Below are 24,055 nucleotides of genomic sequence, written 5' to 3'. Positions count from 1 at the left end.
ATGTACGGCAGTTGCACCGGCCGTCGGCACCCTGTTGCCCGTCACCACGACCGTAAGCGGAATCTGAGGCGCAGCGGCGTGGCGGCCGCCGGGGCGCTGCTGTCGCTCGCGACGCTCACCGGCTGCTTCGGCGCCTCCGGGGGCCCCAGGAAGAACGATCACGTGGCCCCGCCGGTCCATCAGAAGCAGCGCCCCAAGGCCGCCGTCCCCTACTGGGTCAATCCCGACGGCAGCGCCGCGCGGCAGGTCGCCGCGTACCGCAAGAAGGGCGCGAAGGGCGACGCCCGGCTGGTCCAGAAGATCGCCGAGCAGCCGGTCGCGGAGTGGCTGGGGGTGGACGACCCGGAGGGGCAGGCGCGCGGCTTCACCGAGGCCGCCAGGCATGCGGACCGTAACGCGTTACTGGTCTTCTACAACATCCCGCACCGCGACTGCGGCCAGTACTCCAAGGGCGGCGCGGCGGACGGCGCCGCCTACCGGGCGTGGCTGGACAAGGCCGTCCGGGGCATCGGGGACCGCCCGGCCACGGTGATCCTGGAGCCGGACGCGCTGCCGCACGTGGCGGACGGCTGCACGCCGAAGAAGTTCCTCGAGGAGCGGTACGACCTGCTCACCGGCGCCGTCGACAAGCTCAAGGGGCTGCCCCGCACCAAGGTCTACCTGGACGCCGGAAACCCGCATTGGATCAAGGACCCGAGGGCGATCGCCGGGCCGCTCAAGCGCGCGGGGATCGCCAAGGCGGACGGCTTCGCGCTCAACATCTCCAACTACCAGACCACCGTGGAGAACAAGACCTACGGCAAGAGGCTGTCGGCGATGGTCGGCGGCAAGCCCTTCGTGATCGACACCAGCCGCAACGGTAACGGCCCGGCCACCGGCAAGGACGACCCGGAGGCCTGGTGCAACCCGGAGGGCCGGGCGCTGGGCGAGCCGCCGACGGTCCACACCGGTGACAAGAGCGTCGACGCCTATCTGTGGATCAAGCGTCCGGGCGAGTCGGACGGCCCCTGCAAGGGCGGCCCCAAGGCGGGCCAGTGGTGGCCGCGGTACGCGCTCGATCTCGCCCGGAACGCCGGAACGCCGACTAGCCGCTGATCAGCGCCGGGAGGCGGTCTTGGGTGCCACGGGCACCTTCACCCACACCGCCTTCGACGGCGTGCCCCGGCCGTCGACCGCGTTCAGCATGTAGTAGCCCGGCGGCACCAGCGACGGGTCCTTCGGCAGGGTCACCGTGATGCCGTCCTTCGTCCGCTTGAAGTCGAGCGCGATCGACCGCTGCTCGACATTGGTCACATGGGTGAAGGAGCTGGGCCGGATCAGCCGCATCCTCTTGATCGCCGAGGTGTGCGCGGTCTTGTACGCGGCCGTCGCGCCCAGCTTGACCGTCCTCGGCCCGCCCTCGTCGACCAGCTCCGGCCGGGAGTCCCGGTACAGATACGGCGGCGTGTACAGGTCGATCTGCTGCTGGAACTCGCCCGGCTGGGTGTTCGCCTTGTCGCTGAACAGCGAGTCGGAGCCGAAGGTCATGACCCGCCCGTCCGGCAGCAGCAGCGCACCCGAGTGGTAGTTGCGCCCGACCAGCGGATCGGCGACGCCGCGCGTGCGGTTGGTCTTCGGGTCGTACAGCTCGGCCTTCAGCACATTGGTGTCGCCGCGCCCCCGGTAGTCGCCGGAGCCGTTGGTGGTCAGGATCGTGTCGTCGGGCAGGATGACGCTGCTCGGATAGCGCACCTTCTCGTACAGATCCGGTCCGTCCTTGAACCGGGGCTGATCGTCCTTCAGGTCGACGATCCGGGTCCCGGCGGTGGACGCGGTGGACTCGCCGACCCCGCCGCCGCCCAGCACCATGAACCGCTGGTCCTGCGCCGGCGGCAGCATGACCGACATCGACGTCTCCAGCAGCTTCGGGTCGCTGATGCCCGGCACCACCGTGAACGTGTTGCCCTTCAGATCCCAGATCCCCGGGGTGCGGCCCTTGTCGTCCGGGCCGTAGCCGGCATTCGACCCGGTGTAGAAGATCCGGCCCTTCTCGGTGAGGAAGAGCGCGGGGTAGGTGGGGAAGAAGCGCTGCTTCTTCATGCGCTTCCACTTCTGCGTCTTCGGGTTGTAGATCTCGTTCTTGCCCGGCACGACCTGGCCGATTTCATCGAGCCCGGACACGGCCAGCACCCGGCCGTCCCTCAGGGTCGTCAGGGTCGGATACCAGCGGGCCTCGTTCATGGGGTCCACGGTGATGTACCGCTCCGACTCCGGGTCGAATTCATAGGCCTGTTTGATGCCCTGGAAGTCCTTCTTGTCGAACGACAGCTTCTGCGCGATGCCGTAGAAGTTCTGCCGGTCCTTGCCCTTCAGCCCGGCGATCCGGTAATTGTCCTCGGTCCCGGTCTGGTACTTCTTCCCCTTGCCGAGCGCCTCGACGTAGACCCGCGCCGTGCTGGCGGTGACGGTGACCTTTCCGGTCTTGGCGTTCGTCTTCTTCTTCGCACGCGGAACGAGGACCGGGTCCCTGGACTCGAAGGTCTTTCCGTTCTCCTTGCCCGTGAAGCGGGTCCCGGACGGGAGGGTCTTCGGCTTGTCCGGGTCCTCGTTGTGGACGAACATCAGCCCGCCCGCCTTCTCGACATCGCCCTTGAGCTTCTCGTACCGCTGTGTACCGCCCGCCACCAGCAGCTTTCCGTCCGGGAGCTGGGTGTGCCCGGAGCAGAAGAGGTCCTGGGGCGTGGGGATGTTCCGGTAGGTGTTCTTCTCGGGGTCCCACAGGACGGTGCGGAAGGACTTGGCGTCGAAGTTCTTGGCGTTGTTCCCGGAACCGGCGACCAGCAGCACCTTTCCGGTGTGCAGCAGGGCGGCGTGGATCGTATTGATCCGATAAGCCTTCGGGACGTTCACGACGTCCCAGTGGCCGTTCTCGGCCTTGTACTCCGGTTGGTTGATCTTGTAATCGCGATACTGCGCGGAGCTGAATCGGTAGAGCGCCGGTCCGTTCATTCCGGCCAGCACGGTCACGGCCGCCGCACCGATTCCGAAGCGGCGGGTGCGGCGACTCGGTCGGTACTTCACGTCTTATCGTCCCCCAAGAGCGGGCTGCGTTGTCCGTTTCTCCTGGCGGACGGTCCACCGCCAGGCGATGATCGGGGCGGCTGTGATAGCCAGGGCGAGTGATGCCCAAACGGTCATCGCTGGATGACTGTGGCCGAAGTAGAAGGAAGAGGCGAGCGACCCGCCGAAGAGCACCAGGAAGAAAAGATGGATCCGGAACGTACCGAAGAGGGTGTCGGGGCTCGACGAGTCGCTCTTGGGGGTGACGGCGAAGCGGCTCTTCCGGCGCGATACGGCATTCAGCAGGGAGCGCGCGTAAACCGGTGCGGACATCGCGGACATCACCATTCCGGCCCACGCCCCCCGACCCTTCCGGCTCATGCGGGGAAACGTTGTGCCGCCGGTTCCAGACGTAGAGCCCGATCTGCGGCGCGGAGGCATTGCCGTACAGCATCATCCACATGGCGGGATCGATCTGGATGCCGGATGCCCCGAACCCGAGGAACAGCGCGCAGCTGATCCCGGCGAGGATCCAGTTCAGCGCCGCCATCGGATAGAAGATCACCATCAGGGTGTAGTTGAAGAGCTTCCCCACCGGCAGCGTTCCCGGCGCGCTGGATCAGCGCGTGGAACAGGAACTGCCGGCTCTCGGCGGCCTTGGTGACCGCCGCGCCGTGGTTCCCGTACACCTGCGGGCCGACGACGAAGGCGATATCCGGATCGCGGAAGTAGTCGAGCATCCGTTCCAGATAGTTCGGCAGCGGGACGTGATCGGTATCGACCGATGCGAAGAAGTCATGAACCGTGGTTGGCGCTGAGATTGATCATGGTCTGGCTGTAGCAGCCCGAAGGGCGTTGGCGCGCAGGGGGTAGCCCTGGCCACGGCGTACGGACACGCCGTGGTCGAGGACGGCCCGCTCGGCGTCGTCCAACTCGGCGGTGCGAAGGAGGTCGGCTACCTTGCCCGGCATGTCGAGGACGACAGGCAGCTCCGGGGCCGGGGCGCCCGGGTCGGCAGTCGTGTGTTCGGGCAGGAGGTCGGCGACGGCGGTACGGATCGCGCCGCGGCTGACGCCGTGGTCGCGGGCGAGGGCGGCGATGGGCCGGCCTTCCAGGTACGCGGTGCGTACGTCGGCGGTCTTCGCGGCCGCCACTGCGGGGGCGGCGCCGCCCCCGCTGCCCTTGGACTCGGCGGCGCACAGTCCGTCGTAGGTCAGTTCACGTTGGAGGTCCCGCTGGAGTTCGCCGGCGGCCGCGAGGGTCTGCACCATGAACTTCACGGTGGACGGCAGCTCGCCGGTGCGCGGGTGGCGGGCGGTGAGGTCCATCGCGGAGAAGGCGCCGTCGTGGATGCGCGGGGCGAGGCGCCGGAGGCGGTTTCGCGTGGCCCGGCTCGCTGCGATCAGGCTTGCACGGTGGGGCGGACGACGATCTCGCTGACATCGACGCCGTCGGGCTGTTCGATGGCGTAGCCGATGGCGGAGGCAATCGCCGAGGGCGGCATGGCGATCTCGTCCCGCTGCTGGGTCATCGCGGCCGCGGCTTCAGGGCTGGCTCCCTTGCCGACGCCTTCGGTATTGGTGAAGCCGGGTGAGACAAGGGTGACGCGCAGGTCGGGTCCCGATTCCTGGCGCAGGCCCTCGGTAAGCACCTTCACCGCCGTTTTGGTGGCCGCGTAGACCGCCTGGGGGGTTTTGACGACGTAGGCCGCAGTGGAGCCGACGTTGACGAACTGGCCGAAGCGCTGCCGGCGGAAGACGGGAAGGGCCGCCCCGATGCCGTTGAGCAGGCCGGTGATGTGGGTGGAGACCATGGCGTCCCAGTCGTCCTGGCGCAGGTCGTCGAACGGCGAGACGGCCATCGTGCCCGCGTTGGAGACGAGGACGTCGAGCCGACCGTACTGGTTGAGGGCCGTGTCCGTCAGGCGCTGGAGGTCTTCGCGGCGCGTGACGTCGACGATGACGCCGGTGGCGGTGCCGCCCTTCGCCGTGATGCCGTCCACGACGGCGTTCAGCCGGTCCTCACGCCGGGCTCCGAGCACGAGTTGGGCGCCCTTTTCGGCGAGGTAGGCCGCGGTTGCCTCACCGATGCCACTGCTGGCACCTGTGATCGCGATGACTTTGCCCTGGATACCCGACATGATCGCTTCCTTTCCTGGAGTGCGCGCAGGTCAGGGCGGTGACCTACAGTGAAACCGGAGGTGTCCCCGGTTAGCTCACATTAAATGGGGGCGCATCCACTTAACAAGTTCGAGAGGGCTTCGAAGAGGGGACGGCGAGCACTGATGACCGATGGAACGCTTCGGCCGCTGCGGGCTGACGCACGGCGGAACAGGGAGAAGATCCTCACGGCCGCTGTACGCGTGTTCACGACGGAGGGGCTCGACGCGCACCTGGAACGCATCGCCAAGGAGGCGGGCGTGGGCAGTGCGACGCTGTACCGGAACTTCCCCACCCGGGAGGCCCTGATCGAGGCGGTCTACCGCAACGAGGTAGCCCACCTGTGCGATGCCGCCCCCGCTCTCCTCACGCAGAAGTCGCCGACAGAGGCCCTGCGCGCGTGGACACGCCTATTCCTGGACTACGTCACCGCCAAGTACGGCATGATCGACGCCCTGCGCGCTATCGCCGCGACGGGAAGCAATCCTTATGGTCACAGCCGGGAAATGATCCAGGCCGCCATCACCTCACTCATGGACGCTTGCACGGCCGCCGGGGCGATCCGCACTGATATCCAGCCCACCGACATCGGCGCTGCCCTGGAAGGCATCGCCCTCACCTCGGCGGGTGCTGAACACCGACAGCAAGCGGAGCGCCTGCTCGACCTCACCCTGGACGGCCTCACGGTCCGCCCGTGAGGACTCGTGCGTGGGTCCGCTCCACCACCGCAGGGCCTCGTGCGGTCATTCCTCACTGTCGTCGTCCTCGTCCAAGACGTCGTGCTCGCGCTCGTGGGCGGCAGCGCTCGCAACTCCTCGACGGCGGCGTCCAGATAGCGGGTCGTCCACAGCACGGCGGCATCGCGGCCGGAGCTGGAGCGGTTCTTCTTCCTGGACGACGTGGACCGGGACCTGATCGCGTTGCGCCGTACGGCGGCGCACCAACTGGGGTTCGCGGTCCAGATGTGCACCGTCCGGTACGTCGGCTGGTTCCTGGTGGACGACCCGCTGGATGTGCCGTGGTCGGTCATCGAGCACCTGGCCGCGCAGCAGGTTGGTGTGGGGTGCACCCAGATCAGGGGCCGAGGGCGCCCGGGTGGCCACAAGGCGAAACGCACCTTTATTCAGACAAGGCGTGCCATGGGGGGGCGTCGCGAATCGGTCGCGAAAACGGCTTATTCGTGATGCGGCGAACGCAGCCTGTTGCGAATGTTGCAGAAGTGGTCGCGAATCGCCTCTTCGGCGCGTAGGGCATCGCCGGAGCGCACGGACTCCAGAATCCGCCGGTGCTGGGCCAGGGTCACATGGGGGTCGGTCGGTACGTCGACCAGGTCCGTACGCACCCGGTGGAACGCGTCCCAGAACGCCTCCAGCACCTCGCTGAGCAGCGTATTGTCCAGGCTCCCGTACAGCGCGGCGTGAAAGGCGCGATCCGTCTCCGCGTGCACGGCCCCCTCGGCCGCCTCCGCCTCCATGCGCCGCACGATGGCGTCCAGCGTCGTGAGGTCATCCGCCGGTATCCGCCCGGCCAGCCGGGCGATCAGCCCCGTCTCCACGGCCTCCCGCAGCTCCAGCAGCTGCAGCAGGCTGTCCTCGCCCCGGTAGTGACCGGCGACGGTGCGGAAGATCAGGCCTTCGATCATGGGCGCCATCGACATGGGCCCCACGTACGTCCCGAAGCCGTGCCGGATCTCCACGATCCCCATGGCCTGGAGTGCCTTGAGTGCTTCGCGCACGGAGTTACGGCTGACCCCGAGGAGCTCCATCAGCTCCGTCTCGGTGGGCAGGGGCGCGCCGGAGGGGAGTCGCCGGTCGACGATGAGCCGTTTGACGCGCTCCTGGATGTCGCCCGCCATCCCACCCCGCGCCTGCGCCGCCACCGCCACCTCCGATTTCGGTCAGCTTAGCGGCAGCGGTGCCGGGTGTTCCCTCAGAGCTGCGCGGTGAATGCGGCCCAAGCGGTGGGGGAAACCGTCAGTCGGCCGAGCTGGGTGTCCTTGGAGTCGCGGACGTGGACGGTGTCCGGGCGTATGGCGACCTCGACGCAATCGCCGCCCCCGCCGCCGCTGTAGCTGCTCTTGAACCAGTCGAGTTCGGTGGTGAAAGCCGACCACGCCTGGCGCGAGACGGTCAGGGAGCCGAGTCGGGTGTCCTTGGAGTCGCGAACATGCACGGTGTCCAGGCACATGGCCACCTCGACGCAGTTGCCGCCCCCGCTTCCGCTGTAGCTGCTCTTGAACCAGTCGAGTTCGGTACCACTCATAGCGCTCCTCGCATCTGCTCTAGCAGGCTCGCGCTGGCCTCAGGGCTCAGTGCCTGTGGGCGCAGTTTGCCATAGCGCTGGAGCATCGCACTCACGGATTTCGGGTCCGTGATCAGCACGCTGGTGTCGTGCGCTTCGATGTAGCCGACCCACTGGTGGTCCGGCGTTTCGGCGAGGCACATCGGTCCGTCGGCGCCGAAGTGATCCGCTTGCTTCAGCGGCATGATCTGGATCTCCACGTTGCGGCAGCGCCCCTGCTCCAGAAGGTTGTCGAGAACCGCCCTCGTGACATCGGGGCCACCGAACCCCCGGTCCAGCAGCGCATGCTCGATGATGAAGCAGAACGAGGTGTTCGGCAGCTCGGAGAACAGCCCCTGCCTGGCCAGGCGTGCGATGACCTGCTGCTCCAACTGCTCCGGCGTGATGTACGGGATGCGGCGCTCGAAGACGGCGCGGATGTACGGCTCGGGCTGGAGCAGCCCAGGGATGACCGTGCACTCGTAGGTGAGGAGCGTCAGCGCCTCCTCCTCGATTCCCGCCCAGTGCTGAAACCATGCCGCTAACCCCACCTTCCGCGTCAGACTGCGATACGCGGCACCTAGCACCCGCGCGGCCAACGGGCCCAACACCTCTTCCGTCCGTGGGACGAGTTCTTTCGGGGGGAAGCGCCTGCCCTGCTCGATCTTGGCGACGTACGTCACCGAGTACCGCACGCGCGGCGCGAACTGCTCCTGGGTCAACCCCCCTTCGTCCCGCAGTGCCTTGAGCACCGCGCCAAACGTCTTGAGGCTGTCCGAGACTTCGGGTTCGCTGTTGTCTGCTCCCATATGCCTATCGTCACGCGCGGTGACCGCCCCAGTTCAGCGAGTCAACTGGTACAGCGAAAACTGGGTGGGTGTCATACCTGGCCGGAGCCCCACCCGCACCGCAACGCTTCCGCCCATGACCGCACCACAGGGCCAAGCTCCCGTCACCGTACGTACGTTCGCACAGCGATTCTCCGCCACCCGACGAGGGGCCCGGCTCGCCCGGTTGCTGACCGCGAACCAGCTCGCCTCCTGGGGCCTCGGGCCCAGCGACGCCGCCGTCCTCGTCGTTGCCGAGCTGGCGGCCAACGCCGTCCTCCACGGCCGCGTCCCCGGACGGGACTTCGCGCTGCTGCTGCGGTACGACCATGAGACCGGCCGCCTGGAGATCGAGGTGTCGGACACCCACGACCGTCAGCCCACCCCCAAGGCGCCCGCCTCCGACGACGAACAGGGCCGTGGCCTGCTCCTGGTCGAGGCGCTGGCCGACCGCTGGGGCGTCAAGGAACGCCGGGGCCCGGGCAAGACCGTCTGGGCGCACGTGGTGACAGCTCCGGGGTGACGGGGGCGGGTTACTCCGACGGGCTTCGTGCGGACACCCGACGCCCTACCGCTGCCGCTTGTGCCAGCGGGGATCGGTGGCGTGCTCGTAATTGCGTCGCAGGGTGGCGGGGATCAGGCCGAGCCGGGCGTCGGGGAGCGGGCGACCGTTGGTGGCGGCCCAGTCATGGATGGCCTCGAAGTCGGGAGCGGGGGTGCTGTTGGTCACGTACGCGGGAAGGCGGTCCTCGGTGAAGACGGTCCGCGGCAGAGAGAGGCTGAAGCGTTCCTCGACGACGGCCAGAGCCCGGCGGTCACGGGCGGCGTAATCCACGGACTCGTCCTCGTCCTCGTCCGGGTCCGCGGGGTAGGTGTCCCCGTCGGGATTGAGGATGCCGGCGGCGACGAGGTCGGGCAGCAGCAGGTCGGGCTCCTTGCCCCACCGGATGGGCTCCTCCCCCAAGCCGAAGCCGCAGACCTTCTGGCCGTCGCGCGCATAGAAGACGATGGTGGGCGGGTGTTCCGGGTTGCGGTCGTAGTGGAAGGCTTCCACGCCGTCGCGGGAGACCTCCGCCAGGCGGCTGACTCCAACCGCGTGCCCGTACTCGATCGCGAACGACCATCCCGCGTGCTCGCCGACCCGGGCCACCGCGTCACCGTGCGTGAGCGGCCGGTAGAAGTCCAGGTCCAAGTCGAGCACCTCGGCGTCTGTGATCGGCTCGGTCACCGCACCACGCGGAGCACCCATCCGTAACGCCAGCTCCTCCGGGTCGATCCCGCGCGCGAAAACCACACTCACCATCCAGGCCGTACCCGTGTTCCCGCCCCTCAGCCACTGAATACCGTCACCCATGACGCCCTCCCCAAACCGCAACCTGTGTGTTCGTGCCGAGACTAGAAGGCGCCACCGACACACCAGGCCGACGGCGCCCGGCCAAGGCCGTCTGGGCGCAGGTCACCTCACGGCGCGACTAGTGCCGCGTCAGCCAAGGAGTTCCCGGTAGCGAGGCGTCCTGGTGCGGTCAGATGCAAGGCGCCGGATCGGCCTCGTAGTGGGCCTACTCGGTCGATTCGGCAACGCCGCAGATGGCCGTGCCAGGGCGGCGAGCGGGGTGAACCTTGGCTGACGCGGCACTAGACACCGCCGTGGCTCGCCTGCTGTCGCGCGCGGATCATGCGGTCCCGGAACGCCACCGCGCGGTCGTCTCGGTATTCGGCGATGAGCCCTATGGCTTCGTCCCAGTGCGCGACGGCTTGCGCCGGATGATCCTCTTGGACCGCCCGGGCGAGCCCGTCCAGCGCGACAGCCGCGTGCCACGTCTCCCCGAGCGCGTGGTGCGCCTCCACCGCCATCCGGTGAAACGGCTCGGCGTCCGCCGGTCTCCCCATCGCCTGGTACGTCTCGCCCACACCGTGCCACCCCATCGCCGCCCGCGATGTGTCTCCCAACCTGCCGTGCAACACCGCCGACCGCTGCCCCGCCTCCAACGCCTCCCCGAACCTTCTCAGGGCACGCAGGGCATCGGCCCGGGCAAGCAGCCAATAGCCTTCGAGGGTGGTGTTGCGCAGTTCGAGTGCGATGGCGATGGCCTCATCCGCCGTCCGCAGGGCCTCCAGCGGTTCGCCACGGTCGAGGTGGAGGGCGCTGAGGATGCGCAGCGCGTTGCCGATGCTGCGCTTGTTGCCCGCCTCGCGATGGAACTCAAGCGCTCGTCGCGCGTCGCGGGCCGCTTCATCGAGACGGCCGGCCTGGAGGCGGGACGCTGCCAGGTTCGAGAGGGCCACGATCTCCAGTCGGCCCTCGTCCACCTCGCGGTAGACAGCCCCTGCCCGGAGAAAGTGCCCGTCGGCAGCGTCGAGACGCCGGGTCCGGGCGTCAAGCAGTCCGAGGGCGTTGAGCGCTGCAGCCTCTCCCCTTCGGTCGCCCAGTTCCCGCCGCAGTGTCAGGGCGGCGTCCAGGAACTCCCGGCTCGCCGAGAGCCGGTTCGCCATCCGGTTTCCCAGACCGAGCGCCTCCAGCAACCGCGCTTCCGCCTCACGGTCACCCGACCGCCGCGCCGCGCGGAGGCCCTGCTCCATCACGGGGAGGAGATCCGGAATCACGGCGGACGGTGCCCGCGCGGACCAGACCAGGTCGGCCAGCCAGCTGACGTACCGGTCGAGACCTTCCCGCTCCGCGACACGCACCGCCGCCACGACGTTGGCCTGTTCCCGCTCCGCCCAGTCCACCGCCTGCTCGTAGTCAACAAACCCCGGAACGTTGACGTCCGGAGGCGGCTGTCCGAGTCCGAGACGCTTGTGGTGGGGCCACAGCAATGTCATTGCCGCATCGGCGGCGTACACGTACCAGTCGAGGAGGCGGCGGAGAGCGGCCAGCCGGGCTCGTGGCGGCTCCTCGGCTTTGGCCTGCTCGGCGGCGTAGGCACGGAGCAGATCATGGAACTCGTAGCGATCAAGGGCGGTCTGCTCCAGCAAATGGGCGCCGACCAGGACGTCGAGTAACTGTCGGGTACGCCGAATGGGCAGCGCCGAAAGGGCCGTGGCCGCTGCCAGCCCGAACTCCGGCCCGGGATGCAGCCCGAGAAGCCGGAACAGGCGTGCCGCGTCAGCAGAGAGGGCCCGGTAGGACCAGGCGAAGACCGTCCGCACCGCGTCCGCCTCCACTTCATCGCCCGTGCTCAGCGCGTCCCAGAGAGCAGACTCGTCCCGGAGGTCTTCGATCAGCTCATCGATCCCCATGTGGGGGTGAGTGGCCGCCCGCTCGGCGGCGATCCGCAGAGCGAGCGGCAGGCGGGCACACAGCTGGGCGAGTTCGGCAAGGTTCCGGCTGTCGTCTGCGGGTCGGTGTCCGGCGGTCACCGCGTGCAGGAGCGCGACCGCCTCCGTCTCCGGGAGCGTTCCGAGGGTGATCCGCTCGGCTCCGTCACGTATGGAAAGCCCGGACAGCCGACCACGGCTGGTCACCACGACCAGGCAGTGGGAGTTGCCCGGCAGCAGCGGCCGGACCTGGGCGACGGTGGCCGCGTTGTCGAGCACCACGAGCATCCGGCGGCCGGACAGCATCGAGCGGTAGAGGGCCGCTGCCGCATCCGGGTCGGCCGGGATCGTCGCGGCGGGTGTGCCGAGCGCGGTCAGGAAGCGGTGCAGTGCCTCGTGCGCGGCGACCGGCTCGCCGGGATCGTAGCCGCGCAGATTGACGTACAGCTGCCCGTCGGGGAACCAGCCCTTGGCTTGGTGTGCCCAGCGCAGCGCGAGCGATGTCTTACCCGCGCCGGCAGTACCGGCGATGACGCAGACGGAGACGATGAGCGGATCTTTGCCCCCATCGCTCGGGAGGATCGCGTCAAGCCGTTCAAGTGCGTCGGTGCGGTCCACGAAGTTCCTGATGTCTCCGGGGAGCTGACGGGGCGGGACGGGGGCGGAGCGGGCGGTGTTGTCGTGGGCGTGGAAATGGACGCCGCCGCTGACATCGCGCGCCTGCACGACGTCATGTGCCGTGCCGGACAGCTCCGCATGGGTGCCGGGGGTTTCCTCCCGGTCGGTTCCGCCGTCGATCGCCTACCCCCGCATCAGTGCTTGCGGGGGGAAAGAGTCCGTGTGGCGCTCCACATACGCCACGACGTCCTCGCCCCCGGCGTACAGGTCGGAGATGAACGACCCCCACGGGCCAACCAGTTCCGGATCGCTGTGCCGCACGGCGCCGTCCGGCACGCCCTCGTCGGTGTAGACCACCTCGTACAGCACCCGCGCCCCCAGCACCACGACCTCCGGCAGGATCGCCCGCTGCTCGAACTCCCGCACGTGGTCGGCCCGAACGACACGGATCGGCTTGCCGCACTCGGCCTGGACTCGCAGAGAGAGCAGTTCCCAGCGCACGTACGGAGTGAAGGGATGCTCCACGACCCGGACCCGGTGGAAGGCGCTACCGCGTTCGCGGTCCTTCTGAACGCTCTCCAGGAACCGGGGCCGCTTCTTTTCGAACTGACGCATCACCTCATCCCAGTCTCCGCGGCGCAGGGCGTCCCGCCCGGGGTTGTTCTGCTCCTCGAAGTGCTGCTGACGCTCAAGCTTCCATGAATCCTGGCCGAGCGTGCGGGCCCTGACCTCCGCGAAATCGCGGTGGTAGGCATCCAGGTCGAGCCGTGAGCCGAGTGCGCGGTCGAGTGCCGGAGCGGGGCTAGGCATCCGGGATGTCCTGTTTCGCGACGGACAGCATGATGCCGGGAATCACCACGAGGCGCTCGTCGTGGCCGATCCGTACACCGGAGGGCAGATGATCGGTGTAGGCGGTCGTCAGGTCCCGTCCGATCACGGCGATGTCGCCGTTTTCGAGTTGCCAGATGTCAGGGCAGTCCTCGTCGTCGTCCGACTTGTGCAACTCCTGTGCGGTCTTGCCCAGACGTCGGGCGAATAACGCTGACGGGTCGGCTTCCCAGACACGGTTCATCAATGCCTCCGCTTGACGTGCCCACACGCGCGATCGTCACTCAGTGTATTCGTTCCGGTACGCGGAGCAAGAGGGCCACCGTCCGTGAGCGCCGCGGCCGTGGCGCGCGCGAACGCTTCCGGGGTGTCCAGCATGATGTTGTGCCCGCAGTCGGGGATCGCGACGACGGACACCCCGGCGTCGGTGAGGCCGTCGGTGCCCGGGAGCGGACCGTCGGCCTCGGGCAGGAGGTAGGTGCGGGGGATCTTCAGGTCCAGCAGCAGCTCGCGCATGGTCGGAACGGTGCCGCGAGTGAGGTGGGTCGCGCTGCGATGCAGGGCCTCCCGTCCGGCCAGGCGCATCGTGGACCACCAGTGGGGGCCGACCCGGTCGCGGACCTCTCGCCAGCCGTCCGTCAGGAACTCCTGCTCGGAATAGGCGGCGATGCCGCTGCTGCCTCCGGAGGAGGGGATGCGCGGGATCGGGTCGAGGTTGGCGTCGACCAGCACCAGCCGGGAGACCAGATGGGGGTGCCGGGCCGCCAGGACGATGGCCACCGAGCCGCCCATGCTGTGCGCGATCAGCTCCGCGTTGCTGACACCCGCGTGGGTCAGGGCGGTGGCGAGCACGTCGGCGTGGGATTCCAGGGTGTAGTCGAAGCCCGTCGGCCGATCGCTGATGCCATGGCCCAGGAGGTCGATCAGCAGGGAGCGGTGACCGGCGAGCAGGGGGTGGACGGCGGTGGCGGTGAAGTAGGCGGGTGACGTGGCGCCCAGCCCGTGCACGTAGACGCGTGGCGGTTCCTGCCCCGGCAGCTCGACCCAGCGGATCTGGTCGCCCTCGGGCGTCACGGCGGCGTTGCGCACACTCTGCTCCCCTGTAGGTCGGTGGAGGGACGAGCGTAGCCACCCGGACCGCGGTCGGCCGCAGCCCTACCGCCCTTTCACGAACCGCGCCCGGTCGCCCGGCGCCAGCCGTTCCGTCGCGTGGCGCACCGTGATGCGCGGCAGCTCGGCGAGACGCTGGTCGAGGAATCGCACGAGCAGAGGCCCGTCCCGGCGGCCGATCTCCCGCAGCATCCAGCCGAGCGCCTTGTGGATCAGCGGCTCCGGATCCCGGCACAGGGTCAGCGCCAGGTGAAACGTCGGCTGGAAGCGGCCCTCGCGGATCAGGGCCAGCGTGGAGACCACCGCGATCCTGCGGTCCCACAGCCATGCGGAAGCGGCCAGCTCGTCCAGCACGTCCCAGAAGCGTGGCGGATCGTCCAGCAGCCAGGGGCCCAGAACGACATGCGCGGAGCCGTCCACCAGGTCCCAGTTGTCCACGCACGTGGTGCGTCCCAGAGAGAAATCGACCAGCGTCCCGCGTTCCGCGCCGTGCGTCGAGCGCACCTGTTCGGCCAGTACCAGGAGCCCGGCGAACCGCTCCTCGTGAACCCGGCTGTGCAGCAGCACGTCCACGTCGTCCAGCGTCAACCCCCGGTGGGCACGGGCGAGTTTCCGTACCGCGGGCACCCGCACGCCCAGCAGCTGGTCGTCGTCGGCGGGGGTGAGCACGCGAAGCTGCTGGACCCGGATGGCCGGCTCCGCCAGATCGCGCAGCCCGGCGCGTAGCCTCTCAAGAGAAACGATCGCCATGTCCGCGGAAGCTACCTCGGTGTCCCGGCCAGCCGGGCGACGTGAAGGCAACTTTCGACGAAGTCCCGGGCCGCGCCCGGTGTGACGGTGTCGGCTTGGTGCACGGCCCGGTTGCGGAGGGTGCGCAGCCGGTTGACGACCACGACGATGTCGGGCGGCAGGTCGTTCGGCAGCGTGGTGAGCAGCGCGTTCCACGCCGTGATGATGGCTCCGACGGGGGACGCGTCGGCTATGGTCCGGGCTTCCTGGAGCTGTTCGTGCCAGTGCGGAGGTGCCTCGAACGCGGCCACCCGCGGTTGCGGGGGGAGGGGCCACGGGTCCTCGAGCGGTGGGGCCGGCGGCCCCTGCGGGAACCCCGACCCCGGTGCCGGCCCCGGTGCCGGCCCCGGTGCCTGGGCCTGGGGCTGTGGTGATGACTGTGCCGGTGCCGGGGGCTCCTCGTGTGCGGAAGGGCCCAGCCCTTCCTCCACGCGCTCCCCGGCCGGCGCGGGGTACGGCGGCCAGGGCTGGGGACGTGGCGTAGGCACCCCTTGGCCGTAGGGGCCCCTCGGCGCGTCGGCGATGGTGGCCTGTTCCGCCCGGGTCAGTACGTCCCGTACCTGCGCCTCGAACTCGATCGCGCCCGCCGGCGTCTCCAAGCGGGTCATCCGCGAAAACGCCTCGCGTATGTGGCTGCGCAAGCCCCAGACCAGACCCACCGTCACCAAGGGCCAGGCCAGGGCCTCTATGTACTTCAGGACGAGTTCGGCGATCTCCACCCAGGCATGATGGCAGGTTCCATGTCCTGGGTGCCGATGACGGAGAGGAGTTCGAGCTGGGAGGCGCCCTCGGTGCCGGGTGGGGCGGTGAACCACAGGAGGCGCTGGCAGCCGTCCTCGCTGAACAGGCTGTGGCAGTCCACTTCGATGACGCCCGGCGTGGGGTGGACGATGCGCTTGTGGTCGGCCCGTCGGAGGGCGACATCGTGGGTGGCCCAGAGAGCCGCGAACTCCTCGCTGCGGTGCCGGAGTTCGGCCACCAGCCGGGTCACCGTGGCGTCACCGCCGCGCCGGGCGGCGACGGCCTGGAGGTCGGCGACGAAGACCCGGGAGTGGTGGGGGTGGTCCTCGGCCGGGTAGACGGCGCGGGCGCCGGGGTCGGTGAACCAGCGGTGGACCAGGCTCGCCGCGGGGCCGCGCACTGCCGGGGCCGGGCCGACGAGCGCGGCGAGAAGATCATCACGCGCACGACCGAGCTGTACGCCGAGATCTACGGCGAACGGGCTCGGGCCAACACCCTGGTCCTGGTCGAGGAGGTCACCGACGGCGGCTGGGGCTTCGGCGGCAACGTCCTGACCCTCGCCAAGCTCCAGCAGACCCCCGAGGGCTGACGGCCCCCCGGCGCCCTTTGGCTGCGACCCTTCAGGGGCGGGTGCGTCAACTGGACGGCGCGCCCGGGGAGTTCGGGCCGTCGCGCGCCACCGTGCGCCCGTGACTCGGTCTTGGTCTCCGTCGGGGGGTGCGGGAGATTCGTCCGGGCGGTCAATTCAGACGCTCGCGCATCTTTCATCCAGGAGGGGAATATGTCACCCATTCGTACTTTCGTCGCCGCGGTCATCATCGCCGGTGTTCTCACGGGAACCGGTACGGGTGCCGCGCTGGCCGCGCCGGCGGCCAGCCATTTCGATGACGGCAGCTTCGAAACGCCCCGGATGGCGGCCGGCACCTTCGTGAATGTGGGGACGGGAGGGTCCATCGGGCCGTGGAAGGTCACCGGGGGGAACGTCGACCTGATCGGGGCCGGGTTCTGGCAGGCGGCCGAGGGGGACCAGTCCGTCGACCTCAACGGGGGCGACGCGGGCAGGGTGAGCCAGACCTTCACCACGGTGCCGGGCAAGAGGTACACGGTGACGTACTCGCTCGCCGGTAACCCGGCCGGCGGTCCGGCCGTGAGGACCGGAAAGGTGCTGGTCGACGGCCAGAACTTCCAGGACTTCACCTTCGATGTCACCGGCAGGACGACCGCGAACATGGGCTACGTGACCCACGAGGTGTCCTTCGTGGCCACCGGCGCCACCACGACGCTGGCCTTCGCCAGCACGGTGTCCGGCGCCTATGGGCCGGTCATCGACGACGTGTCGGTCCGCCACTGCGAGCCGTGCCCCTCCTGCGGCTGATCGCCGGCCCCGCCGTTGTGCGAACGCCCCGGCGCCTTGAGCGCGCCGGGGCGTTCGTGTGCTTCGCGCCGCCGGAAAACCACCGGTACCGCCGCTGACGCCCATGAGAAGATCCGTCCCACCGTGGGGTGGGCTGGGGCGTGGAGGGCGATGATGTACGCGATATCCCTGGGGGACGACGGCGCGGAGCTGCGTCCGCTCGAACCGTGGCAGGCCGAGGAGTTCCTGGCCCACATGGAGCGGGGACGGGATCTCATCGGGCGGCACGTCGGGCTGGCCGATGTCGTCACGGACCTGGCGTCGAGCCGGACGTTCCTCGAGTCGTACGCGAAGAAGGCCGCGACGGACACCGGCCGGATCTACGGGATCTGGACGGACGACAAGCTGGTCGGCGGGGTCCTGTTCCGGACGATGGACCTCGCGCAGGGGACGGCCGAGGCGGGCTGCTGGCTGGAGCCGTCGGCGGTGGGCCGGGGGCTGGTGACCAGGGCCTGCCGCGTGATCATCGATTGGGCCGTCGAGGAGCGGGGCATCCACCGGGTGGAGTGGCACGTCTCGGCGGCGAACGAGCCCAGCATCGCCGTGGCCCGGCGGCTCGGGATGACGAAGGACGGCGTGCTGCGGGAGAGCTTCCTGTGCCGGGGGAAGCGGGCGGACATGGAGATCTGGTCGGTGCTCGCGCCGGAATGGCGGGCGGCCCGGCGGGCGGCCTGACCGTCGTCGGCGCCCGAGTCCGCGTTGTCGCGCAGGGGGAGGGGCCGTCGCACAGGGAGAGCACTTGCCGCGTAAACACGATCGGGGTTTCCCGGACGAGCCAGGAAACCCCAGGTCAGTGACGTAAAACCAGGTGCGCCGCCAGGGACTCGAACCCCGGACCCGCTGATTAAGAGTCAGCTGCTCTAACCAACTGAGCTAGCGGCGCCTGCTGACGACGGAATCCTACCGGACCTCGGAGCGTGGTCCGAACCAGCCTGCTGCATTTGGTATGGACATGACCAGGCGACCTGGCTACGCTCCGACTTGGTCTAGACCGCATCGCACGGCTCGCAGAAGCACTCCCCACGTCTTCAGGAGCGAAGCATGCGCAAGAAGATCCGCGCCGCCGTCGTCGGTATCGGGCTCGCGGCGGTCACCGTCCTCGCGACCGGCGGCAGCGCCAGCAGTCACGGCTACACCGACTCACCGATCAGCAGGCAGAAGCTGTGCGCCGGCGGGACCGTCGCCAACTGTGGCGAGATCCAGTACGAGCCGCAGAGCGTGGAAGGGCCCAAGGGGTTCCCGTCGGGCGGGCCCGCGGACGGGACGATCTGTGCGGGCGGCAACAGCCGGTTCGCCCAGCTCGACGATCCGCGCGGCGGGGCGTGGCCGGCGACCAGGCTGACCGCCGGGAAGAGCTACACCTTCAACTGGCGGTTCACGGCCTCGCACGCGACCACGGACTTCAGGTACTACATCACCAAGAACGGCTGGAATCCGAGCACCAAGGTGACCCGCTCCAGCCTCCAGTCCCAGCCCTTCCTGACCGTGCCGTACAACGGGCAGCGGCCGCCGTCCACGCTCTCGCACTCGGGGACGATCCCGAGCGGGATGACCGGGCGGCATGTGATCCTCGCCGTCTGGACCATCGCGGACACCGGGAACGCGTTCTACGCGTGCTCGGACGTGCAGTTCTGACGGCCCGCGCCGCTACGGAAAGGGCCGCTACGGACAGGGCCGCTACGGAAAGGGCCGCCCGGCCGTGAGGCCGGGCGGCCGTTCATCGGCTTGCGTCACGCGTCGAACGTGCCCGCCTTCGCACCCCGCAGGAAGGCGGCGAGCGTCGCCGGGGCCGTGGTCAGGACCACGCCCGGGTCGTCGCTCTCCCGGATCAGGAGCCGTCCGCCGCTGGCGGCGATCTCCACGCACTGGCCCTCGCCCACGGAGTACGAGGACTTGCGCCAGCGGGGACGGTGCTGGTTACCGGCGAACGGGGCAGAGGTACATGAGGTGTTCATGTGTGGGGCCCTCTTTCTCATACGAGATCTGCGATGAGGCCCTTCGTCGCATCCGGTGACAGCGCGCTGTCGGCGATGCGGCCGAAGGCGTCGACGAAAACGTTGACGTCGTCGACTCCTTCGACGTACGTGGGGCCCCGCAGGTTCTCCTGGGAGACCACATCCGGCATCGGACCGGGGAAGCCCACGAGTGTGAACGCGCCGGCGTCCCCCGGGTTGGGTGCCGCGTCGATCGGCATCACCTGGAGCGTCACCGTCGGCCAGTCCGCGACGTCCAGCAGCCGGCGCAGCTGGTCGGCCATGATGGCCGGGCGGTCGGCGAACCGGCGGCGCAGCGCCGTCTCGTGGATGACGGCCCACAGCTTGAGCGGGGTGTCCGGGCGGGTGAGCACGGCCTGGCGGGCGAGCCGCACCTCGGCGAGGGCGCTCACCTCGGCCGCGCTGCGCGCCCGGGCGTTCGCGGCGATCGTCTCGCGCGCGTATTCGGACGTCTGGAGCAGCCCGGGGACGACCAGCGGGGCGTAGTCGCGGACGGAGTCGGCGTCCGACTCCAGCGATATGTAGTCGGCGTAGGCGGGCGCGACGACTCCGCGGTACGTCTGCCACCAGCCGCGTTTGCCCGCGTCCTTGGCCAGCCCCTCCAGCGCGATCCGGATGTCGCGGTCGGTGACCTGGTACGCCCGCAGCAGGATCTCGACTTCGGTGGTGCGGATGGTCGCGTTGGCGTTCTCGATGCGTGAGAGCTTGGGTGCGGTCCAGTGGCGGGCGCCCGGGGAACCGTTCGCGGTCGCGTTGAGCGCTTCGGCGGCCGCGTCCAGTGTCATCCCCGCTTCGGTGCGCAGCTTCCGCAGAGTCGACCCCAGACGCCTGCGCCGTACGGTGGGCACTGGCTGGTAGGACATGCCGTCAGTCTGGCCTATCGCCAACTGGGGCGACCAGGCGGCATATGCCAGTCTTGAGGCAATGGGTCGAAACATTGCGAGTGACGCTCCCGATGGGTCAGGATCGCTCTTGCGAGACGGCGGCAGTGCGCCGCGCATCGGAGGGCCCCGGGTCATATGGCAGACAACATCCCGCAGCGGTACGAGCTTCGCCTCCGTGTCCACCCGCAGGAACTCGCCGAGGTGCGCCGCGCCGTCGGTGCCCGGCTGCGGCTGTGGGGGCGTGAGGAGCTGATCACGCCCGCGGCGATGTGCGTCACCGAGCTGCTGTCCAACGTCCACAAGCACGCGGCCTCGCCCGACTGCGTGCTGACGCTTGAGAACCGCCCGCGCGGGATACGCGCCGCCGTCACCGACACCGAGCCCTCACTGCCGGTGGCCAAGGAGCCGGACTTCCTCTCGGAGTGCGGGCGCGGGATGTTCCTGCTCAGCAAGACCGCCGACGAGTGGGGTACGGATCTTCACGGCAGCGGCAAGACGGTCTGGTTCACGCTGTGTGCCGAAACGGTGGATCGGTGAGCGCCGGCGCCGCTAGCGTGGAGTCGACGGAGCGGCAGGGGGAGGTTCCATGGATCCGGTGACAGCGGGAGCGCTGGTCGCGGCGGTCAACTCGGCGGTGTCGGGCGCCGGGGGCGAGGCGGGGCGGCGGGCCATGGAATCGCTCGGCGCGCTGGTCCGCCGGGTGTGGCGGCGCGGTGACGCCGAGCCGGTGGGCGAGCCCGAGCCGGTCGCCATTCCGTACGACGACGAGGAGAGGCTGCGCCGGCTGGCCGACCTGCTGGTCGAACGGGCCGGGCGGGACCCGGAGTTCGGGCGCGATCTGGCCGCCTGGCTGCGGGAGTTCGGCCGACCGGCCGAGCGGGAGGCGGGTTCGGTGCACAACACCTTCTCCGGGACCGCCTCGGGCCCGGTCATCCAGGGCCGTGACTTCCACGGTCCGATCAGTTTCGGCCCGCAGTGAACCGGGTCCGTTCGGGGACAGTGGCAGCAACCGGACACGGTCGCTTTCGTTTGTGGCAGAGCGTTGCCGGTCGCGACTGATCGTGTCCGGATGGGCGGTCGGTGAGCTGACGGTTCGTAACTTGATGACACATCGGGTCGCTTGACGGGAGGTCGAGCGCCGTGGCGCACCCTGACGCGCCGGACTTGGTCCATTCTTTACTTCACGCCCCGCGTTGACGTCGTCGCTGTGCGCGAATTACTGTCATCAGTGATTTCGCACCATGCTGCCTCCGCTATTGAGGCACGGGAATTCCAAGAGCCAGGCTGGTATTCGCACACCTGGGTAACTGTCGCCCTGCAGGGGAAGTCATGGTTGGTCTTGTGACGAGGTCCGAGCCTTCTCCTGAGCGTGAGGCGGACTCCTCGGCCCCCGACCTGCCCGGTGACTATGTCGAGCGGGCCCTGCTGGCCGCCCGCGATCTGATCGAATCCACGGTGACCCGGCACCGGCGTGAGCTGGCCCAGGACTCCTGGGCGGGGAAGGCCCTCGGGCAGGTGCCGCTCGCCGAGGTCGTCGACACCCTCGTGGACGGGGCCGAACGGACCGTGAGCGTCGTCCTGTCGGGCGGTGAGGAGCAGTCGGAGGTCGTCTGCGCGGCGCTGGCCCGGCCCGCCCGGGGCGGCCGGGGGCGCCGCGCGGTGCGGCTGCTGTGCCTGCCGCGGGCGCTGGACGCGGCCCGGGTGCGGGCGCTGGCGCGCACCGACCCGCGCTGCGAAGTCCGCGTCTGTGACGGCGAGTTACCGGAGACGCTGTTCATCGACGGCCAGATCGTCTACGTACGGAACGAACCGCCGGACCCGGCGCGGGGCGGCGGGCGGCAGGCGTCGCTCGTCGAGGACCCCGCCGCGGTGCAGGCCCTGGAGCTGATGTTCGCGGGGACCTGGGGGAACGCCGTGGCGCTCGAGGACTATCCGCGGCTGGGCGGGCGGCTGTGCCCCACCTCCACGCGGCGCGTCCTGGAATGCCTGCGCACCGGCCACACCGATGAGGTGGCGGCGCGCGAGATGCAGGTGTCCCTGCGGACCTACCGCCGGTATGTCGCGGAGACGATGCGGGAGCTGGGGGCCGGGTCCCGCTTCCAGGCGGGGGCGCGGGCGGTGGAACTGGGGTTGCTGTCGGACCACTGAGACCGCCTTGATCCCTGGCCCACACGGCCACGCGCCCACACGGCCACGCGCCCACACGGCCACACAGCTCATGACACTCGAGACCTTGACCACGTCGCGAGGCGGGAATGACGACATGAAGGAACCCCGTGATCCGGGGGACGTTCTGGAGCGGACGTTACGGGAGGTGCGCGCCCTCATCGAGGCCACCGTCGTCGAACATCGGGCCCGCAGAACGAGAACGGGGCAGTTCACCCAGGTCGGCATGACCGACGGGGCGTTCCTGGCCGCCGCCGAACAGGTGATCACCGCGGCCCGGCGGCGAGTGGACGCCGTGTTCCCGGAGTCGTCCGGCCCGATGGCGGCGGCGCACGCGGCGCTGACCGCCCTGCTGCTGCACCTGGACGACGACGCGGTGGGGGTGCGGGTGCTGCGCGGCCGCGCCCCGGGTTCCGGACCGGGCGGCGGTCCGGGCGGTGGTCCGGGCGGTGGTGGCGCACTGGGGGGACCCGCGCCGGTGCCCACGCCCATCCCGGGACCCGCGCCCGTGCCCGTCCCCGTGCCGGCGCCCGCCCCCGGATCCGCGCCGGAGCCCGAGCCGGGGGCGGACGCGCCCGCGCCCGCCCCGCGCCCCGCGCAGGTCCGGACCGCCCCGGTGCCCCTGCCCACGGCCGTGATCGCCGACGGCCGGACCGCGCTGGTGTGCACGGAGTCGGCGAACGGACGGCGCACCTCGGTCATCGAGGACCAGGTGGTGGTCGGCTCGCTCCACGGCATGTTCCGCTCCATCTGGGCGGGCGCCACCCCGGCCCCGCGCCCGCTCGACTTCGGCAACCGCGCGCGTACGGAGATGGTGCGGCGGGTGCTGGCGCGGCTGCGGGACGGGGTGACCGACGAGGCGGCTGCCCGCGATCTGGCGATTTCCGTGCGTACGTACCGCCGCTATGTCACCGGGATCCTGGAACTGCTGGACGCCAACTCTCGCTTCCAGGCCGGGGCGCGCGCCTCCGAGCTGGGCATTCTCGGGGAACACTGAGGGCGGGGAGTGAAGTCCGGCACCGGAATTGTTTCGTCTTCCCATCGACATTGTGAACAGGTGTGCGCTGGGGATAGGTTGCACGCGGGCGTGCCGCGTCTGGCAACAGCCGGTAATACAAGGGGATTCGGGGATGGGTGAGGGGTACGGGAGCGGCGCGGCGGCCACGGCGGTCGCGCGCGGCGGACGTCGTACGGGGGTCATGTTCCGGGGAGTGCTTCCGCCGCTCGTATTCGGGTTGGCGTTGCTTCTCGTCTGGGACATCGTGACCCGTACCGGAGCGGTGGCGGAGTTCTACCTACCGGGGCCGGTTCAGTTGGCCCGGCATTTCATCGATGAGTTACTGCACGATTCACTCGTCGACTACACGTGGGAAACCGTACGGGAGGCACTGGCCGGAAGCGGCATGGGAATCGGAGTGGCATTGCCGCTCGGCTATCTCATCGCCCGCAGCGACCTCGCGGCCGCCGCCCTCCAGCCGTATATCGCCGCGTCGCAGGCGGTGCCCGCGGTAGCGCTGGCCCCACTGCTCGCGCTGTGGCTCGGCTACGGACTGCTGCCGATCGCCGTGCTGTGCGCGCTCCTGGTCTTCTTCCCCATCCTCGTCAACACCGTGCTGGGACTGCGTGCCCTGGACCCCGAGGTGCTGGGCGCCGCCCGCGTGGACGGTGTGGGGTGGTCGGGCATGCTCTGGTACATCGAGCTTCCGCTCGCCCTGCCGAGCATCCTCGCCGGGGTGCGCAACGGGCTCACGCTCTCCATCACCGGCGCGGTGGTCGGGGAGTTCGTCATGGGCGGCGAGGGCCTGGGGCAGCTGCTGTCGGTGCAGCGCCAGGCGGCCGACACCGTCGGCCTGTTCTCCACACTCGTCATGCTCGCCCTGCTCGCCGCCGGTCTGTACGGGGTGGTCCGGCTGGTCGAGCGGTTCGCACAGCGTGACTGACCGGTCCT

The 24,055-nt window shown here is 69.6% G+C and carries 27 protein-coding genes, 1 tRNA gene and 3 pseudogenes; 13 read left to right on the top strand and 18 right to left on the bottom strand.

Translation table 11 applies throughout. The annotated features are described in order from the left end of the window. Nucleotides 1-1,095: a glycoside hydrolase family 6 protein gene (locus ASC60_RS26775; RefSeq protein WP_055555286.1), complete on the top strand. Its 1,095-nt coding sequence runs from the start codon at nucleotides 1-3 to the stop codon at nucleotides 1,093-1,095. On the opposite strand, the gene ASC60_RS26770 is transcribed toward ASC60_RS26775, so the two are convergent. From ASC60_RS26770 to ASC60_RS26755, 4 genes and pseudogenes are all read right to left on the bottom strand, one after another. After that, a complete protein-coding gene (locus ASC60_RS26770; protein ID WP_055555284.1) occupies nucleotides 1,096-3,060 on the bottom strand; it encodes a kelch motif-containing protein in 1,965 nt (654 codons plus the stop codon). A 3-nt stretch (nucleotides 3,061-3,063) separates the two neighbouring features. Beyond that, nucleotides 3,064-3,839 (bottom strand): annotated as a pseudogene (locus ASC60_RS39875) (hypothetical protein); the annotation flags it as partial. Nucleotides 3,840-3,863: 24 nt separating this feature from the next. Further along, nucleotides 3,864-4,367 carry a hypothetical protein gene (locus tag ASC60_RS26760; protein ID WP_234357160.1) on the bottom strand — a complete coding sequence of 168 codons (504 nt, stop codon included), beginning with the start codon at nucleotides 4,365-4,367 and terminating at the stop codon, nucleotides 3,864-3,866. Between the two features lie 74 nt (nucleotides 4,368-4,441). Next, nucleotides 4,442-5,179, bottom strand: a complete 738-nt coding sequence (locus ASC60_RS26755) for an SDR family oxidoreductase (RefSeq protein WP_055555278.1) — start codon at nucleotides 5,177-5,179, stop codon at nucleotides 4,442-4,444. A 144-nt stretch (nucleotides 5,180-5,323) separates the two neighbouring features. Between ASC60_RS26755 and ASC60_RS26750 the strand changes: the two genes are divergently transcribed. Together ASC60_RS26750 and ASC60_RS43310 are read left to right on the top strand one after the other, a co-directional pair. Further along, a complete protein-coding gene (locus ASC60_RS26750) occupies nucleotides 5,324-5,896 on the top strand; it encodes a TetR/AcrR family transcriptional regulator (RefSeq protein ID WP_079038653.1) in 573 nt (190 codons plus the stop codon). 162 nt (nucleotides 5,897-6,058) lie between these two features. Next, a pseudogene (locus tag ASC60_RS43310) lies at nucleotides 6,059-6,382 on the top strand (DUF4158 domain-containing protein); the annotation flags it as partial. Here the strand turns inward: ASC60_RS43310 and ASC60_RS26740 are convergent. The 3 genes from ASC60_RS26740 to ASC60_RS26730 form a co-directional block, all read right to left on the bottom strand. Further along, nucleotides 6,373-7,053 carry a FadR/GntR family transcriptional regulator gene (locus ASC60_RS26740; RefSeq protein WP_055555276.1) on the bottom strand — a complete coding sequence of 227 codons (681 nt, stop codon included), beginning with the start codon at nucleotides 7,051-7,053 and terminating at the stop codon, nucleotides 6,373-6,375. The pseudogene ASC60_RS43310 and the gene ASC60_RS26740 sit on opposite strands and share 10 nt — an antisense overlap. Before the next feature lie 74 nt (nucleotides 7,054-7,127). Further along, nucleotides 7,128-7,460: a DUF397 domain-containing protein gene (locus ASC60_RS39870; protein WP_079038652.1), complete on the bottom strand. Its 333-nt coding sequence runs from the start codon at nucleotides 7,458-7,460 to the stop codon at nucleotides 7,128-7,130. Then, entirely contained in the window at nucleotides 7,457-8,287 is an 831-nt protein-coding gene (locus ASC60_RS26730; RefSeq protein WP_055555274.1) for a helix-turn-helix transcriptional regulator, read from the bottom strand. The genes ASC60_RS39870 and ASC60_RS26730 overlap by 4 nt, the downstream gene beginning before the upstream one ends. Nucleotides 8,288-8,402: 115 nt before the next feature. Here ASC60_RS26730 and ASC60_RS26725 point away from each other — a divergent pair, with 115 nt between their 5' ends. Then, nucleotides 8,403-8,828, top strand: a complete 426-nt coding sequence (locus ASC60_RS26725) for an ATP-binding protein (RefSeq protein ID WP_055555272.1) — start codon at nucleotides 8,403-8,405, stop codon at nucleotides 8,826-8,828. 45 nt (nucleotides 8,829-8,873) lie between these two features. Here the strand turns inward: ASC60_RS26725 and ASC60_RS26720 are convergent, their stop codons facing one another. The 8 genes and pseudogenes from ASC60_RS26720 to ASC60_RS26685 all read right to left on the bottom strand — a co-directional run. After that, nucleotides 8,874-9,659, bottom strand: coding sequence for a hypothetical protein (locus ASC60_RS26720; RefSeq protein WP_055555271.1), 786 nt, complete (start codon nucleotides 9,657-9,659; stop codon nucleotides 8,874-8,876). A gap of 281 nt (nucleotides 9,660-9,940) precedes the next feature. Then, a complete protein-coding gene (locus tag ASC60_RS26715; protein WP_234357158.1) occupies nucleotides 9,941-12,181 on the bottom strand; it encodes a tetratricopeptide repeat protein in 2,241 nt (746 codons plus the stop codon). Nucleotides 12,182-12,364: 183 nt separating this feature from the next. Next, on the bottom strand, nucleotides 12,365-12,991 hold the full coding sequence (locus tag ASC60_RS26710; protein ID WP_055555267.1) for a DUF6879 family protein: 627 nt from the start codon (nucleotides 12,989-12,991) through the stop codon (nucleotides 12,365-12,367). Next, the gene (locus ASC60_RS26705) at nucleotides 12,984-13,253 is read right to left on the bottom strand and encodes a hypothetical protein (protein WP_055555265.1); all 270 of its coding nucleotides are present in this window, start codon (nucleotides 13,251-13,253) and stop codon (nucleotides 12,984-12,986) included. The genes ASC60_RS26710 and ASC60_RS26705 overlap by 8 nt, the downstream gene beginning before the upstream one ends. Further along, nucleotides 13,253-14,098 carry an alpha/beta fold hydrolase gene (locus ASC60_RS26700; protein WP_055555264.1) on the bottom strand — a complete coding sequence of 282 codons (846 nt, stop codon included), beginning with the start codon at nucleotides 14,096-14,098 and terminating at the stop codon, nucleotides 13,253-13,255. The genes ASC60_RS26705 and ASC60_RS26700 overlap by 1 nt, the downstream gene beginning before the upstream one ends. A gap of 66 nt (nucleotides 14,099-14,164) precedes the next feature. Beyond that, nucleotides 14,165-14,869, bottom strand: a complete 705-nt coding sequence (locus ASC60_RS26695; protein ID WP_055555262.1) for a DNA alkylation repair protein — start codon at nucleotides 14,867-14,869, stop codon at nucleotides 14,165-14,167. Between the two features lie 11 nt (nucleotides 14,870-14,880). Next, nucleotides 14,881-15,627 carry a hypothetical protein gene (locus tag ASC60_RS41800; protein ID WP_159043327.1) on the bottom strand — a complete coding sequence of 249 codons (747 nt, stop codon included), beginning with the start codon at nucleotides 15,625-15,627 and terminating at the stop codon, nucleotides 14,881-14,883. Then, nucleotides 15,603-16,082, bottom strand: a pseudogene (locus tag ASC60_RS26685) (transcriptional regulator); the annotation flags it as partial. The gene ASC60_RS41800 and the pseudogene ASC60_RS26685, both read right to left, overlap by 25 nt. On the opposite strand from ASC60_RS26685, the gene ASC60_RS26680 reads away from it, so the two are divergent. The 3 genes from ASC60_RS26680 (at nucleotide 16,020) to ASC60_RS26670 (ending at nucleotide 17,738) form a co-directional block, all read left to right on the top strand. Then, nucleotides 16,020-16,238, top strand: coding sequence for a tautomerase family protein (locus ASC60_RS26680; RefSeq protein ID WP_055555259.1), 219 nt, complete (start codon nucleotides 16,020-16,022; stop codon nucleotides 16,236-16,238). The pseudogene ASC60_RS26685 and the gene ASC60_RS26680 overlap by 63 nt on opposite strands. Before the next feature lie 192 nt (nucleotides 16,239-16,430). Then, nucleotides 16,431-17,024, top strand: a complete 594-nt coding sequence (locus tag ASC60_RS26675) for a choice-of-anchor C family protein (RefSeq protein WP_055555257.1) — start codon at nucleotides 16,431-16,433, stop codon at nucleotides 17,022-17,024. Nucleotides 17,025-17,177: 153 nt separating this feature from the next. Then, on the top strand, nucleotides 17,178-17,738 hold the full coding sequence (locus ASC60_RS26670; RefSeq protein ID WP_055555502.1) for a GNAT family N-acetyltransferase: 561 nt from the start codon (nucleotides 17,178-17,180) through the stop codon (nucleotides 17,736-17,738). A gap of 134 nt (nucleotides 17,739-17,872) precedes the next feature. On the opposite strand, the gene ASC60_RS26665 is transcribed toward ASC60_RS26670, so the two are convergent. After that, nucleotides 17,873-17,946: transfer RNA gene (locus ASC60_RS26665), tRNA-Lys, on the bottom strand. Nucleotides 17,947-18,104: 158 nt separating this feature from the next. On the opposite strand from ASC60_RS26665, the gene ASC60_RS26660 reads away from it, so the two are divergent. Then, on the top strand, nucleotides 18,105-18,698 hold the full coding sequence (locus ASC60_RS26660) for a lytic polysaccharide monooxygenase (protein WP_055555255.1): 594 nt from the start codon (nucleotides 18,105-18,107) through the stop codon (nucleotides 18,696-18,698). A 95-nt stretch (nucleotides 18,699-18,793) separates the two neighbouring features. Here ASC60_RS26660 and ASC60_RS26655 read toward each other — a convergent pair whose 3' ends face one another. Then, entirely contained in the window at nucleotides 18,794-19,018 is a 225-nt protein-coding gene (locus ASC60_RS26655; RefSeq protein ID WP_055555254.1) for a DUF397 domain-containing protein, read from the bottom strand. A 17-nt stretch (nucleotides 19,019-19,035) separates the two neighbouring features. Further along, nucleotides 19,036-19,920 carry a DUF5753 domain-containing protein gene (locus tag ASC60_RS26650; RefSeq protein ID WP_055555252.1) on the bottom strand — a complete coding sequence of 295 codons (885 nt, stop codon included), beginning with the start codon at nucleotides 19,918-19,920 and terminating at the stop codon, nucleotides 19,036-19,038. 156 nt (nucleotides 19,921-20,076) lie between these two features. Here ASC60_RS26650 and ASC60_RS26645 point away from each other — a divergent pair, with 156 nt between their 5' ends. The 5 genes from ASC60_RS26645 (at nucleotide 20,077) to ASC60_RS26625 (ending at nucleotide 24,047) form a co-directional block, all read left to right on the top strand. Continuing rightward, nucleotides 20,077-20,478 (top strand): ATP-binding protein, encoded by a 402-nt coding sequence (locus ASC60_RS26645; protein ID WP_055555250.1) that lies wholly within the window; start codon nucleotides 20,077-20,079, stop codon nucleotides 20,476-20,478. A 49-nt stretch (nucleotides 20,479-20,527) separates the two neighbouring features. After that, a complete protein-coding gene (locus ASC60_RS26640) occupies nucleotides 20,528-20,920 on the top strand; it encodes a hypothetical protein (RefSeq protein ID WP_055555248.1) in 393 nt (130 codons plus the stop codon). A 362-nt stretch (nucleotides 20,921-21,282) separates the two neighbouring features. Further along, on the top strand, nucleotides 21,283-22,089 hold the full coding sequence (locus tag ASC60_RS26635; protein WP_234357157.1) for a hypothetical protein: 807 nt from the start codon (nucleotides 21,283-21,285) through the stop codon (nucleotides 22,087-22,089). A gap of 115 nt (nucleotides 22,090-22,204) precedes the next feature. Next, the gene (locus ASC60_RS26630; RefSeq protein ID WP_055555244.1) at nucleotides 22,205-23,104 is read left to right on the top strand and encodes a hypothetical protein; all 900 of its coding nucleotides are present in this window, start codon (nucleotides 22,205-22,207) and stop codon (nucleotides 23,102-23,104) included. Between the two features lie 406 nt (nucleotides 23,105-23,510). Beyond that, on the top strand, nucleotides 23,511-24,047 hold the full coding sequence (locus ASC60_RS26625) for an ABC transporter permease (protein ID WP_267892824.1): 537 nt from the start codon (nucleotides 23,511-23,513) through the stop codon (nucleotides 24,045-24,047). Nucleotides 24,048-24,055: the final 8 nt, after the last annotated feature.

Origin of the sequence: Streptomyces sp. NBRC 110028 (assembly GCF_001417735.1) — a bacterium.
GTDB lineage: Bacteria > Actinomycetota > Actinomycetes > Streptomycetales > Streptomycetaceae > Streptomyces.
This window is presented reverse-complemented; position numbering and strand designations above follow the sequence as displayed.